The organism is Rhodanobacter terrae, from assembly GCF_042657005.1.
Lineage (GTDB): Bacteria > Pseudomonadota > Gammaproteobacteria > Xanthomonadales > Rhodanobacteraceae > Rhodanobacter > Rhodanobacter terrae.
In genome coordinates this window covers 102,446-116,762 of the sequence record NZ_JBHSNG010000006.1, presented here as the reverse complement: position 1 = coordinate 116,762, position 14,317 = coordinate 102,446, and the positions used below count along the sequence as shown (strand labels likewise).

The 14,317-nt window shown below is 65.9% G+C and carries 6 protein-coding genes and 3 tRNA genes; 2 read left to right on the top strand and 7 right to left on the bottom strand.

Annotation, left to right across the window (positions count from 1 at the left end):
• Positions 1-27: 27 nt before the first annotated feature.
• Positions 28-1,260 (top strand): TraB/GumN family protein, encoded by a 1,233-nt coding sequence (locus ACFPPB_RS08070; protein ID WP_377326134.1) that lies wholly within the window; start codon positions 28-30, stop codon positions 1,258-1,260.
• A gap of 89 nt (positions 1,261-1,349) precedes the next feature.
• Positions 1,350-1,436, top strand: a tRNA-Leu gene (locus tag ACFPPB_RS08065).
• A gap of 122 nt (positions 1,437-1,558) precedes the next feature.
• Here the strand turns inward: ACFPPB_RS08065 and ACFPPB_RS08060 are convergent.
• The 7 genes from ACFPPB_RS08060 to ACFPPB_RS08030 form a co-directional block, all read right to left on the bottom strand.
• Positions 1,559-1,939 (bottom strand): HU family DNA-binding protein, encoded by a 381-nt coding sequence (locus ACFPPB_RS08060; protein ID WP_377326132.1) that lies wholly within the window; start codon positions 1,937-1,939, stop codon positions 1,559-1,561.
• Positions 1,940-2,287: 348 nt separating this feature from the next.
• Positions 2,288-2,361, bottom strand: a tRNA-Cys gene (locus ACFPPB_RS08055).
• An 82-nt stretch (positions 2,362-2,443) separates the two neighbouring features.
• Positions 2,444-2,519: transfer RNA gene (locus ACFPPB_RS08050), tRNA-Gly, on the bottom strand.
• Positions 2,520-2,690: 171 nt separating this feature from the next.
• The gene (locus ACFPPB_RS08045) at positions 2,691-5,087 is read right to left on the bottom strand and encodes a glycoside hydrolase family 127 protein (RefSeq protein ID WP_377326131.1); all 2,397 of its coding nucleotides are present in this window, start codon (positions 5,085-5,087) and stop codon (positions 2,691-2,693) included.
• 150 nt (positions 5,088-5,237) lie between these two features.
• Positions 5,238-6,821 (bottom strand): family 43 glycosylhydrolase, encoded by a 1,584-nt coding sequence (locus ACFPPB_RS08040; protein WP_377326129.1) that lies wholly within the window; start codon positions 6,819-6,821, stop codon positions 5,238-5,240.
• A 14-nt stretch (positions 6,822-6,835) separates the two neighbouring features.
• Positions 6,836-11,140: an Ig-like domain-containing protein gene (locus ACFPPB_RS08035; protein WP_377326127.1), complete on the bottom strand. Its 4,305-nt coding sequence runs from the start codon at positions 11,138-11,140 to the stop codon at positions 6,836-6,838.
• Positions 11,141-11,291: 151 nt separating this feature from the next.
• Positions 11,292-14,048: a TonB-dependent receptor plug domain-containing protein gene (locus ACFPPB_RS08030; protein WP_377326125.1), complete on the bottom strand. Its 2,757-nt coding sequence runs from the start codon at positions 14,046-14,048 to the stop codon at positions 11,292-11,294.
• Between the last annotated feature and the right edge of the window lie 269 nt (positions 14,049-14,317).

The window sequence follows — 14,317 nt, the reverse complement described above, 5'->3', positions numbered from 1 at the left end:
CCCCTTGGTGAATGGCCTGTTGATCGCATGAGTGTTCCCGAAACCGACCTTGCCCTGTTGCCTGCACTGCAAGGCCAGCCGATCGAGCGTGTGCAGCGTGACGGCGTCGAATACGTGATGCTTGGCACCGCACACGTCTCGCGCGACAGCGTGGACGCGGTCGAGGCATTGCTGGCGCACGAGCATTTCGATGCGGTGGCGGTGGAGCTGTGCGACAGCCGCGCGCAGAGCATGCGCGATCCGGAAGCGTTCAAGCAGATGGATCTGTTCAAGGTGATCCGCCAGGGCAAGGCCGGCATGGTCGCCGCCAGCCTGGTGTTGTCGACGTTCCAGAAGCGCCTGGCCGATCAGTCCGGCATCCAGCCCGGCGCCGAGATGAAGGCGGCGATGGATGGCGCCGATCAACGCGGCCTGCCGCTCTGGCTGATCGACCGCGAGGTCGGCACCACGCTCAAGCGTGCCTGGCACAGCGTCGGCTTCTGGCAGCGCTTCGGCCTGCTTGGCGGCCTGCTGGCCAGCGTGTTCGAGCGCGAGGAAATCGAACAAGGCGAGATCGAGAAGCTGAAACAAGGCGACCTGCTGGAAAGCGCGTTCAGCGAATTCGCCAGCGAATCGCAGCCTTTGTACAACAGCCTGATCGGGGAACGCGATGCATTCATGGCCGCGCGCCTGCGTCAGGAAACGGCACGTTCGGCGACGGACGGGCCGCGCCGCGTGCTGGTGGTGATCGGCGCCGGTCATCTCAAGGGTCTGCGCGGATTGCTGCAAGAACAGCAGCATGATCCCGCCGCCACCATCGCCGAACTGGCTGCCACGCCCCCCAAGGCCCGCTGGCCCAAGTGGCTGGCAGTGGCGCTCGTATTGCTGGTGTTTGCGGCGATTGCCTGGGCATTCCATCGCAATGCCGCGTTGGGTGCGCAGGCGCTGACGGCATGGGTGCTGTTCACCGGCGGCTTCGCCGCGCTCGGTGCGCTGGCTGCAGGCGGTCATCCGCTCAGCATTCTCGCCGCCTTCATCGCCGCACCGATCAAACCGTTCCGCCCGGGCATTCCCGCCGGTGGCATCAGTGCAATGGCCGAGGCCTGGGCGCGTCGCCCCCGCGTGGTCGACTTCGACACCTTGCGCGACGACATCGTGCACTGGAGCGGCTGGTGGAAGAACCGCGTCGCACGCACCCTGCTGAACTTCTTCCTGGTCAGCCTGGGCACGATCATCGGCGAGTACAGCGCCGGCATCCATATCTTCAAGAGCCTGCTCTGACCCGCTCAGCAGCACGCTGAGCCGGGACAAGCGCGCATGCTACGATTCGCGCCGCCTGCAGCCTGTCTGCAACGCGCTTTCAACATCCGGCCCGGATGGCGAAACTGGTATACGCAAGGGACTTAAAATCCCTCGGCCGCAAGGCTATGCGGGTTCGACCCCCGCTCCGGGCACCAGACACCACGCGTCACGCCGGTCGCGTTTCGCCAAGCAGGATTTTCCGCGACGCAAATAAAAAGTGCGACGGGCAAAGCCGTCGCACTCGGATGACTGACACTCGTTGAGTGCGTCGGAACTATCAGGCCGCGGCGTCCTTCAGCTTCTTCAGCGGACGGATCTTGACCTTGACCGACGCCGGCTTGGCGGCGAACCACTGCTCTTCCTTGGTGAACGGGTTGATGCCCTTGCGCTTCGGCTTGGCCGGCACGCTGACGGCGGAAATCTTCAGCAGTCCGGGCAGCATGAAGGTGCCGGCGCCTTTCTTGTGCACTGATCCGGCCACGGCGCCCTCCAGCGCGGCGAGCACGGCGCGCACGTCCTTCGCCAGCACGCCGCTCGCCTCGACGATGTGCGCCACCAGGCCGGACTTGCTCAAGGTTTCCTTGATCGGCTTGGGAGCGGCAGGTGCGGCTTTCGCCTTGGCCACCGGTTTCTTCTTCGTATTCTGCGTCTTTGCCATGGATTTCCCCGTCGTCAATGATGATGGAATGTTTGGAATGCCTCTCGGCACGGTGAATGTAGGGGAATTTCTCGCTGTAGCCAACGGTTTTGAGCGGCAATAAGTGCTTCCTGATCGTCAAATCAGGCACGCGGGACCAAACGAAGCTGTCTGGGGTACAACGACGGCTCCGCTCCGGCGGATATTTGTTGTGCCGTTGCAGCCGGTTCCAGCGGATTTCGACCGCACGTGTGGCAGGCCGACGCTTGTGCCAATTAAGCAAGTGAGGTCCGTATCCGGCCCCGTAACACGCAACAAAAAACCCGCCGACGGCGGGTCTTGAGGGCTGGGTCGCAGCCTGTTGCGCAATGGAGGCCAAGGTCGGAATCGAACCGGCGTACGCGGCTTTGCAGGCCGCTGCATGACCACTCTGCCACCTGGCCATTGCTTGGTGCATCGCGACCGTGAGATCGCAGCTTGCTTCTAAAAAACAAAACCCCGGTGAGCCGAGGCTTTGCGAATAACTGGAGCGGGAAACGAGACTCGAACTCGCGACCCCGACCTTGGCAAGGTCGTGCTCTACCAACTGAGCTATTCCCGCATCTGAGCCGCGAATCATAGCAGAAGGATGACGTTTGTGAAGCCCCGCGACCTCCTGCGCCTGCGCTCGCCGATTGAACAGCCCGACCGCCGTGGAGCTGCCGGTCGGCGGCCTGGCGCAGACTTCGGCAAGGCCGTCCCTGCGCACGGCTGACAGAGAACAGGCACACGATCAGGCCGGAATCAGCCACCCGCCGAACAGCGGACCGGCGGTGTCGCCATGCTGGGGCTCGATACGGATCTTCAGCGTTTTCGCTCCTCGGGTGAGCGCATGAGGCAATGCGTATTCGCGGTCGACGAAATCGATCACGTTGCCGCGCTCGACCTTCACCTCCACCGCCAGCTTGCCGTCGACCAGGATATTGAAGCGCCCCTTGTCGCTGCCCCAGAAGCGCAGGCGCAGCGCCAGCGGACGATCGCTACCCTTCATCTCGAATTCGACGAAGCCCTTGCCGCGTACGTCGCGGCATTCCCTGCGCCGGTAAGCGCCGCCGAACGAGGTGTCGCTGGCCAGCTTGTGCGCCTTCTCGGAGGCCTCGTTGCCGAACTGGATCATGTCCACCGCGCTGGTCTGCAACGCAGCCTGGTCGGCGTTCGCCTTCTCGCGCCGGGCGATTTCCTGCGCCCACTGCTGCGGATCCATGCGCTTGAAGTACAGCGCGCTGCGGCGGTCGTATTGCGAGAAGAACGGCACGAAGGTCAGCGGCCGGGGACGCGCAGCGGCGGCGAGGAAGCGCCCCGGCTGCGGCAATGCCGTGAATCCCGCCAGCGGCGATGCATCCGCGACCAGCGCAGGGTCGGGCTGATCGTACGGCTCGCTGACCGGGCCGAGATCCGCGGCCAACGCCAACGGCCCCCGCATCACGGCGATCGTGCTCTCGTCGCCGGCGGCATGCTCCAGCCGCAATGGCATGTCGAACTCGATTTCGACCACGTCGCCCGCTTTCCACGCACGCACAAGCGGCAGGTAACCGTCCTCCACCTTGGCGTCTTGCTCGCGGCCGTTCACGTGCAGCGCGAACCGGCCTCCGCTCCATGCCGGGACGCGCAGCAACAGCCCCCGAGGCGCATTGTCGGCCGCCCGGTCGATCTGCAGCCGCAGCTTGCCGTTGTCCGGGATGCCGCTGTCCAGTTGCAGCGCGATGCCGCGCTCCTGCCAGTCCAGCGTGGAGGAGATATACAAGTTGACGTAGAGCGATCGCTCGTCGTGCCAGTAGATCGAATCGCCGAACTGCGCATGGGCTTCCATGCCGGTGCCGACGCAACACCAGAACGAATCGAACTTGTCCGAGAAGCCGCGCTCGCCGCCGGCGATCATCGGCATCATGTAGGCGAACATGCCGGTGTCGGCATGCTGAGCCGCCATCGTGTGGTTGTGCAGCGTGCGCTCGTAGTAGTCGAAATAGCGCGCCTGCGGGGTCCACTGGTACAGGTGCCGCGTGAGCTTGAGCATGTTGTAGCTGTTGCAATGCTCGCAGGTCTGTTCGGTGAGGAACGACGAAATCGTGTCGGGCTGCTGGAAGTATTCGCGGTCGGCATTGCCGCCGATCACGTAGCTGTGGCGCGCGACCACGGTTTCCCAGAAGAAACGCGCCGCCGCGGCCGCGTCGGGGTCGCCGGCGACTTCGAACCGGCGCGCCTCGCCGATGAACTTGGGGATCTGGGTGTTGGCGTGCCTGTGCGGCAGGTCGTCCTTGCCGGCGATGGCGGGATCGATGATCTCCTCGTGGCGCAGGCGCTTGCCGATCTCGATCCAGCGCGGGTTTCCCGTACGTGCGCCCAGCTCGATGTACGACTCGTTGAGCCCGCCGAACTCGCTGTCCAGCAGCGTCTGCATCTGCTCGTGGTTCAACGTGTCGAACACGCCGGCGAAATACGCTGCCACTCTCTCCAGTACCTCCAGCGCCTGCCGGTTGCCCGCCAGCTCATGGGCGTCGAGCAGGCCGGCGAACAGCTTGTGCTCGGTATACAGCGGCGACCAGCTGCCGTTGAGGTTGAAGGCGCTGCCCTTGATGATGCCCCGGCGCACTTCCTCGAACACGGTCTTGCCGCCCTCGATCACGCCCTTGCCGTTCTTGCGGGTGAAGCCGCCGACGTAGCCGTCCTTGTCCTGCGCCTGCGCCCGCGCCAGTTCCGCCACGATGTAGTCGATGCGCTGCCTGGCCTGGGCATCGCCGGTCTGCGCGTACAGCTTGGCCAGCGCGCTCAAGTAATGGCCCAGCGTATGGCCGGCGATGGTGTCGCCCTCCCAGCCCCCGTAGACCGCGGCCTTGGGCGGCAGGCCTGCGTACTGCAGGAAATTGTGCAGCAACCGGTCCGGCTCCAGCTCGAACAGATAGCGCTGGTTGACCAGCAGGGAATCCAGGAACAGCGACGGCTTCAAGCGCACAGACTGGAGAGGCACCGCAGCGACCTTGCCCGGTACCGAAGCTGCCGCCTCCACGGGAAAGTTCAGGAAACCGGCGGCTGCCGCCAGCGCGCTCCACTGCATGAAGCGGCGGCGCGAAACATTTTCGATCGACGAAGCGAACGGTGAATGGGTGCGGGTGTAAGGCGATTTCCGTGTCATCTGAGGGTCCCGGAACAGGTGGAGATTCGAAACGGCATCGGACATTTCCGATGAGCGATGACCGGCAACGAACGGGACGTGCCGCCAGGGCATGGAAACGAAGCGGATAGATACCGCAAATGGCAGGATGCAGCGAAGCCGTGCCGGCTCTCAACGCGCATCGCAGTGCCCATCGGCGCCGCCCGCCGCCGGCGGCAGCCGTTGCGGCTCGATCGCCAGCACTTCCCATTCCTGCACCGCCAGCGCGGCGTAGGCGTTGCCGTCGCCCGAGGCATCGAACACGGCGCGCAGGCAGCGCGTGGTCACCGGCGCGAAGCCGACTTGCTCGAAGATGCCCGGTTCATGGCCGTAGGCGCCGGTCTTCGGCACCTGCCGCCACTCGCCGGCCTTGCGGTATTCCAGGTGCCAGGATCTGGGCGGCGCGACGCCGACGCCCGAACCCGCTGGTTGGTCCGCCCAGAACACGATGCGCGCTGCGTTGATCGCAACCGGCCGGTCCCAGCTGTACTGAATCCACTGCCGCGGCGGATTGTGCGCAGTCCAGCTGCCCCACATGTCCGGCGGCAGCGGCGATTTCCTGACCATGCCGTCATTGAGCGCGGCGATCCAGTACTGCACCGGGATGTCGGGGCCGTTGGAAGCCGTGGCCAGCGCCGCCGGCGCGATGTTGCGCTGTGGTTTCGGCCCGGCCTTTGGCGCATGCGTCTGCACCACGCGAAGCATGCGTGCGGGTGCCGCGCTGTCGTCCCATTCGACTTTGTCGATCGCCACGCTGCGCCGGAAGTGGCCGCCGCCCTTCGCATCCGCCGTGTGATAGGTGATGTACCACTGCCCCTTGAATTCGATGACGCCCGGGTGCGACGTGGTCGACGACACCGGGGCCAGCACCACGCCGCGATAGGTCCACGGTCCCAGCGGCGACTCCGCCGTGCCGTAGGCGATGCAGGCGTGATAGAGCGTCGGCGTGCATTCGGATTCGCGGCCGGCCTTGTTGCCGGCGTAGACCATGTAGTAGGTGTTGCGGCGCTTGAACAGCCATGGTGCCTCGAAGTAGCCGTCGAGCGTGGTCACGCTGATGGCGTTGCCCTTCGGGGTGATCATGTCGCGTTCCAGCTCGATGCCGCGCAAGCGACCGAAGGTACCCCAGTACAGGTACACGCGGCCATCGTCGTCGACCATCACGGTCGGGTCGATGTTCTGGATGTCGTTCCTTTCCGGTACCGACTGCGACACGATCGGCCCCTGGGGATGCGCGTCGCGCCACGGCCCGAGCGGGCTGTCGGCCACGGCGACGCCGATGGCGAACTTGTCCGGGTTGGTCGAGTCGCGCTGCTCGACCGGCGCGTACAGGTAATAGCGCCCGTCCGGTCCGCGCACGATCTGGCCGGCGTATGCGCGGCCTTCCGCCGCCCAGGCGAACAGGCGTTCCGGCCGCAGCAGCGACGGATAGTGCAACCACTCGCCGCTGGCGACATCGTCGGTGGCCAGCAGTTGCCATTCCTTCATGATGAAGTCGTTGACGTCCGCTGGCGCTTCGTCGCGGCCGGCCAGGATGTACAGCTTGCCGTCGGCGACCAGCGGCGCCGGGTCGGCCGAGTAGTACTCGCCATCGGCCATGATGGGATTGCCGGAGGTGTGGATCAGACGCGGCTGCGGCGGCGGCACGCGGACGTTCAACGCCGCCAGCAGCAGGCAGAAGCCCTGGACTCGCCACTTGTTCAGCGCTAAGGGCATGGATGCGTTCCTGCTCAATCGGCCGATACCACGACCTGGACCTTGACCGGCAAGCGACCGCTGTTGCCACGTCCGGCCACCTGGCCCGTCGCGGTGAAACGCCCCGGCCGTGCATAGTCGGTCGACGCGATCGAGCCCCATTCGACAGGCCGACGTTCGCGCGAACCGTCGTTGTATTGCACCGTGGCGAACTCCGGCAACACCGGCACCGCGCCGGCGACCGTGGCGACCTCTGCGAGTGCATCGATGGTGTTGACCTGTCCCGGCTCGGTCGCCCGCACCCAGACCGTGGCGGAAACCGGCATGCCGCCATCGGCCAGGCCGCGAACGTCGATACGGCCTTCGCCGTTGAAGCGGGAAGGATCGAGCTGCGGCCAGCTCACGCTCACCAGGGCGCTGCGGTTGTCGGCATACCACGCGATGATTCTTGCAGGCAGTTGCGGCGGCTGGCCGATGCCGGTTCGCACGTCGATGGATTCCAGCCGTTCGGGCCGCCCGGCGATGACCTGCCACTCGTCCACGCCCAGAGCTGCATGACCCCCGTTCATCTTGGCGGCGGCGATCACCGCGCGCAGGGCCGTAGTGATCACCGGCGCGAAGCGGACCCGGCTGGCCTGCTCCCTGCCGGCTACCGGATAACCGGAAGTTGGCTGGATGTCGATCCATCGCCCGTCCCGGCGGTATTGCAACCGCCAAGCGGCCGGCGGCGCCACACCGCCGTCGGGCTGGTCGTCCCAGAAGTACATGGCGCTGGACGAGATGCGTACCGGATGGCGCCACTCGTACTGCAGCCATACCGTGGACGGCTGCTCGCGTCCCCAACTGCCCCAGCGGCGGTCGGCGGCCGGCTCGCTGCCGGACGCCGGTACGACGCCATCGTTGAGCGCCTGCACTCGATGATGCGCGGCCGTGTATTGGGCGGTGACGGTGGCGTCGCCCTGCACTTCCACGCCCTCGCCGGAAGCTGGCGCCGGCGCGGTCACGCGCACGTCGGCATGTCCCTGCAGCGCACCATCGTCGGCGACCAGGCGCAGTGTGTAGTCGCCGGGCTGGGTGAAGCGCACCGACGTGGCCGTCATGGCGGCATCCTCGAAGATCGCATCTCCGCCTTGCGGGCCTGCGAGCACCGACCAGTGCAAGGCCAGTTTGCCTTGCGGCAGCGCATCGTCGCCGACCCGGCCCGCCACGCGCAGGACGCCGGAACGCCCGTCGCGATCCTCCTGCCAGGCCTCGACCGATGGCGCGAGATTGGCCTTGGCGCCGGAGACGTTCGCACCGCTGGCATAGGCCTGGATCTCCTTGATGCCGGTGCGCTGCGTGCCTGCGTGCGTCACCAGCACGCGCAAACGCTGCGCGGTGATCGCAGGAAAGCGCACGCGGTTGTAGTTGCCCTGCGCGATCGGCGCGTCGCGCACCTGCCCCGGCACGTTCGTCCAGCCTCGACCGTCGAAGTACTGCAGCACGTACATCCAGGGCGGCGCGTAGCCGGCGCGGGTACCCGAGGGGAAACCGTGCTGCTCGCCGGGCGGCGAGGAACTGCGATAGAAATACAGGCGCACGTCGTCGAGCGTCCGCGGCGCACCGACATCCCATTCGATCCAGTCGCTGGCCGAGGGCGAGCCGGCGGTGCCCCAGAACGGTTCGTTCGCCGTACTGCCGTCGACCACGGCATCCGGCGGGAAGCCGGCGGCGGAAAAGCTCGCGCTGAACTTGGCGCCGAGCGCCAGGTCGCGCGCACCAGCCGGTAGCGACAAGTCGACGCCGACCTTCGCCAGCACCTCAGCCACGCGTGCATCGGTGGCGATCGCCACTTGCTCGGGGCGTTCCATCGCAGCGCGGTGGACGGCGATCACCTGTGGCGCGGACGGATTGACCGCATCGGGCGCTGCGTCGACGCGGCCGCTGGCCGGGTCGTAGACCACATGGGCCAGGCGATCGACCGTGAAGGCCAGCTTGCCGTCGATGAATACCGAGTAGCCCTTAGGCACCTCGTTGCCGTAGCGCCCGCCATGCTTGTCCCAGAAGATCGACAGGTCGTGGCCGTGGTAGCGGATGTTGTCGGCGGCGAAATGGCTCCAGCCGATGTCGATCGGATACAGCTCGATCTTGCCGTCGCTGCGCGGACGCAAGCCCATTGCGTCCTCGATCACGGTGAAGTTGGTGGCGCCGAGCTGGGTGTGGTGGATCCACGAGCGGTAGCCGATGCTGCCGCCGTTGGCCGCGTTGCCCTTGGCCCAGAACTCGTTCTGGTCCGGATAGCGGTTGTCGCCGTCGATATAGTGGGCCCAGGCGTTCCAGTACAGCAGCTTGCGGTACCACTGCGCGTCCAGGTAGCGGCTGGGATAGTCGCGCAGCGCCGACGCCAGCAGGCGGAACATGACCGTGGCGTTGATCACCGAGAAATTGTTGCTGCCGCCCTCCCCTCGCGCGCGCTGGTCGGCCTGGTTGGCGGTGTAGAACGGAAACACCGGATACTGTGCCGCGTCGGCGAACAGGCGCAGCGCTTCGGCGTACTTCGGGCTGTAGTCTGGATCGCCCGCCTTCGGCATCAGGCCGACGCTGAAGGGGTAGTAGTTGTTGATCTCCTTCCAGTCCACCGGCAAGCCCGGTGCAGCACTCTGGCGCTGCTTGAGCAGGTTGCCCTTCAAGCCCATCGCATCGGGCCGGTCGCTCGCATCCACCCACAGCGTATCGAGGACCGATAGGCGTATCCGCGCCGCCACCTGCTGCATCTGCCGTGCGGAGGCGGCATCGCCGGCCCGACGCGCCGCCTGCGCCGCGGCCAGCGCATTGGCGTAGACGTAGGCGCTCTCGGTGCGATCCATGCGCGGCTGGCCGTGGTGTTTCGCCCAGTCGAACGACACCGCGTCGGCGTCGTTGCCGGTCATCGCGGCCCAGTCGTATTCAATCAGGCCGTTGCCGTTGCCGTCGTAAGCCTTCAGCAGGCCGAGCACGTCGTCGCGGCCGTAGCGCGCCAGCTTGCCCGCGATCGCCGCCGGGCCGCCGTGGACCCGGTAGGAACGCCACGCCGCCGCGGTGAGGTACTGCGCGTACGAATTCGACCAATGCTCCGGTGAGCCCGGGTTGTCCACGTACTTGCCGCCGCCGGCGACTTCGCCCGCGCCTATCCACGACCCGTAGGCATAGGCCGGATCGCGCAGGTATTTCAGATCGTCGATGAACATGCCGGTGGTCAGCACGATGGCGTTGTCGTAGCCGAGCACGCCTTCGATCGCCACCGGAAACTGATAGTCGTTGCCGGGCACGTCGGCGTCGAGGAAGTTGAAGCGCAGCAGCCACCATCGATAGAACAGCGTCTTGTCGATGTTGTCTTCGGGCGTGTCCAGATAGGGAATGTTGTCGGCCCACCAGCGGTTGTAGGCCGTGACGTGTTCGCGATACGCCTGCTGCGGCGACTCGCCCGCGATACGGCGATACTCGGCGAGCGACGACGGCAACTCGCGCGTGGTCAGCCCCAGTTGCAGCTTGATCGGGCCCGTCTCGCCCGTGGCCGGCACCTGCACACGTCGCATCAACACCGCGCCATCGACCTTGAAGCCGTCGCCCGACAGGCGCGGGAACACCGTGGTGATGTCGTTGTGGGCCTGGAACGCACCGACCAGCTCATGGCCGTCGGCATGCGTCGCCATCGGCGAGACCGCCTTCAGCGTGATGGCGTGCGCCTTGCCGTCCAGCGAGGACAGCGTGGCCTCGGCGACCGCCACGTTTTCCTGGGTGATGAATTTGACCAGGCGCAGCCGCACGCCCGCCGCGGCGTCCTCGAACGTCGTGCGGAAATAACTCGGGGTCTGCCGCCGCCCGGCGGTTTCCTTCAACTGCAGCGGCTTGCCGTCGAGTTCGGCCTGCAGGCGGAACAGCGCATCGTGCCCGGTCTTGAAGCCGTAGGCGACGTCGCCGACAAAGCCGGGCTGTTCGGGCTTGTGCGTGTACATGTAGGCGGCGCAGCCACGCGTGAACAGCCAGTTGTTGCTGTCGCCGAAACCGCCGCCGCTGCCTTGGCGCGCCAGCATGCGGTCGATCCAGAAATCCTTGCCCGGCTCGCTGCCGGCGCCGCGCGCCGCTTCGCTGGAGAAGACCTTCTCCAGGTAGCCGCCCGGCGAGAATGCGACGCCGGTCGGCGGCACCGGATGCGGATCGCCGCTGAAGCGCGGATAGCCGATGTCCGCGTTGCTACTCGGTATCGCTGCCGCCGCGGCAGCCCTCGGCGCGGCCATCCAAACCGCGGCCAGCGACAGTGCCAGGACAGCCGGGAAGCAAGCACGCCGCGACAGACGGCAAAGGAAAATTTTCGCCTTCATGCAGCGCCGGCTGGCCGGCCCGGCGGCGGCAACCGCCCCGGGCGCGGCTCACCGATACGCCGAAGTCGCACCCCCGCACCATCCGCCGGCATGTCCGGCGGATGGTGACGAGCGGCATCGCGCCGTCGGTGCGAACCAACGGCGGTTGCGATCAGAACTCCCACCGCAGCTTTCCCCAGTAGTAGCGTCCGACGGTGTCGTAGGTGGAGGCATCGGTGTTGGACGCGTTGGAGTAGTAGCCGTAGTAGATCGGCGGCTTCTTGCCGAACACGTTGTCCACGCCCATCGATGCGGTGAGGTGCCACTTCTCGAACTTGCGGCTCACCGAGAAACTATGGTTGAAGTAGACGGGGACCTTGAAATAGACGCAGTTCCCGTTGGCGTCGGTATTGAAGCAATAGCCCTCGTAGGCACTGCCGACGGTGCTGCGGCCGACATAGCGGACCGTCCAGCTCGCGTGCCAGTCGCGGTAGTCCCAGCCGACATTGAGGTTGGTGCGCAGGCGCGGCAGGTTGCCCTGGCTCGAGGTTTCGCCCACATAGTTGTGGCTCCCGCCATCGACCAGGTACTTGGACATCAGGGACGCATCCAGGCCGAACTGGAAGCGACCCCAGCTCCCGGCGTCGTGCTGGTACTTCAGCCCGGCGTCGTAACCCCGGATCTCGATCTTGTCGTAGTTGATCGCGTAGGGCACGACGACGCCGCGCAACTGGCCGGTGGCATCGCGTGACACCAGTGAACAGAAGCTTGCGTCGCCCTTGTAGCACTGGTCCAGCACGTAGGTGTAGTCGGTGCCCGAGATCATGTCGTTCAACTCGACCCGCCAGGCATCCGCGCTGGCCGAGAAACCGGGCAACCAGTCGGGGTCGTAGACCAGGCCCGCATCGTAGGAATGGCCGGATTCCGGCTTCAGATTGAAGTGGGCGTTGGCGCTGCCGGTGACATAGACCGTCATGGCGCCTTTGTCGGTGAAGCTGCCATCGGTGGGCACGTTCTGGCATCCGCCGGGACCCGCGCCGCCGGTATAGCCTTCGCAGGGATCGTAGTAGCTGCCCACATCATTGACGCCTTGATACGGCGAGCCGTAAAGATCGCCCAGCGCCGGAGCCCGGAACACTTGCGCAGCGGTGGCGCGCACCAGCAGGTCGGACACCGGACGCCATTCCAGCGCCAGCGAACTGTTCGTGGTCTTGCCCCAGGCGCTGTAATCGGAGAAGCGGCTGCCGATGTTCAAGTTCAACGAATGCGCCAGCGGCAGATCGCTCAGGAGAGGCACCAGCGCCTCGGCATAGGCCTCCTTGAGGGTCTCGCTGTGCCCTTGCCGCATGATGCAGCCATCCATGTAGTCGCACGCGCCATAGGCGTCGGCCGAGGCCACCGAACTGCGCGTGCCCTGCCTGAAGTCGTTGTGGCGGTACTCCAGACCGAAGGCTCCCTGCACGTCGCCCGCCGGCAGCGTGAACAGCGTCCCATTGGTGCTGACGCCAAGGCTCTTGCTGGTGCTTTCGTCGGCCAGATCGACCGGCAACAGGGTCGAGCGCAACGCGGCGACCGTGGCCGGATCCCCGGGGTTGAATACGTTGGCGGTTTCGAACACATGAGCCAGCTCCGAGGTCACCGCAAAGCCGTAACGCACCAGGCTGTCCTTGTAGTGCGCATAGCCGGCGCTGAGGTCCCAATGCCAGCTGGAATCGCCGAATATGCCGCGCAGGCCGGTGACGACGTTGGTCTGTGTCATCGACGACACGTACTTGCGGGAGAAGATCGGGGTGCGCAGGTAGTAGCTGGCGAGATCCGCTCCGAACGGGTTGTACGGGTTCTGCGTAATGTCGGCGCCGATCCAGCTCGGGTTGATGCCGTACGGCTGCAGATGCGAGGTGGTCTTGCTGCGCGTCCACTGCAGATCCACGTAGGCCTGGGTGGTGCCGGTCACGTCGTAGGTACCGTGCAGCGAGAGGTTGGTACGGTCTCCCGGCGTCACCATGTACTGGGTGCCGTAGTAGTTGTAGCGATCGCCGGCGGCGCTGCCGAAAGGATGGAAATCGGCCCGTGTCAGCGTTCCAGGGCCGACTCCGCTGTTGGGAGCGACCACCGAGCCGTCGGTGAGGATGGCCCGCGTATTCGAGCCGGTCATGTATCCGACCACGCCGTTGTTGTAGCTGAGCTGGTGTGCGGCGAAGCCGCGATCGCTGTTGTAGAACGCGTTCTGCGAGCTGTGGCCTAGCGCCAGCATGAGACTGCCCTTGTCCCAGGTCTTGCCCCATTCCACGCCGAAGTTGCGGCGCATGTCGTCGCCATGGCCGCTGATGCCGTATCCGCTCTCGAGCGCGAAGCCGTCATAGCGGTCCTTGAGAATGATGTTGACGACACCGGCGATGGCGTCCGATCCGTAGATCGCCGAAGCGCCGGCGGTCAGTACCTCGATGCGTTCGACCATCGAGGCCGGGATCGAGTTGACGTCCACGCCCGGCGCGGCGGCGACGCTGCTCGCAGGCCCGGTCATGCGATGGCCGTTGAGCAGCACCAGAGTGCGCTCCGGGCCCAGGCCGCGCAGCGACACCAGCGCGCGCCCATGGCTGAAACCGCTGTTGATCGAGGTGTTGGGCTGGAAACCGGCCATCACCGGCAGGTCCTGCAGCAGATCGCCGATCGTCGTCTTGCCGGTGTCCTCGATCCGCTGCCGGTCGATGGTGATCACCGGACTCGCCGTTTCCAGGTCCACGCGCCGGATGTGGGAGCCCGTGACGATGACGGCATCGAGCGTTTTGGCCTTCTTGTCCGGCTTCGTGTCCGGCTTCGTGTCCGGACTCGTATCCGAGGCGGTCTCCTGCGCCAACACAGGAGAAAAGGCCAGCGCCAACGCCACGGCCAGCACCACGGGCCGTGACCTGACCGACCGGAATCGCATGGAAGCGGAAGAAGATGATGAAGTAGAACGATTGTGGCTCGACGGCATAGATGAACTCCCCTTTTGTTTCCGCGACATGGATGGATCCCCTTTTTCGTCAGTAAGCGAAAACTGGAAAACAGGCGGCATGTGCGAGCGAAGCGGGCGCGTCCCGATACGAAACGCCGGCAGGAGCAGCGACGCTTTTCGGCGAGGCCCCCGATCCCCGCCTGCTCGCCGCCAGACAACCGCGGCTGTTGCTGCAATGGCACCGTCCGTGGCCGTTCCCC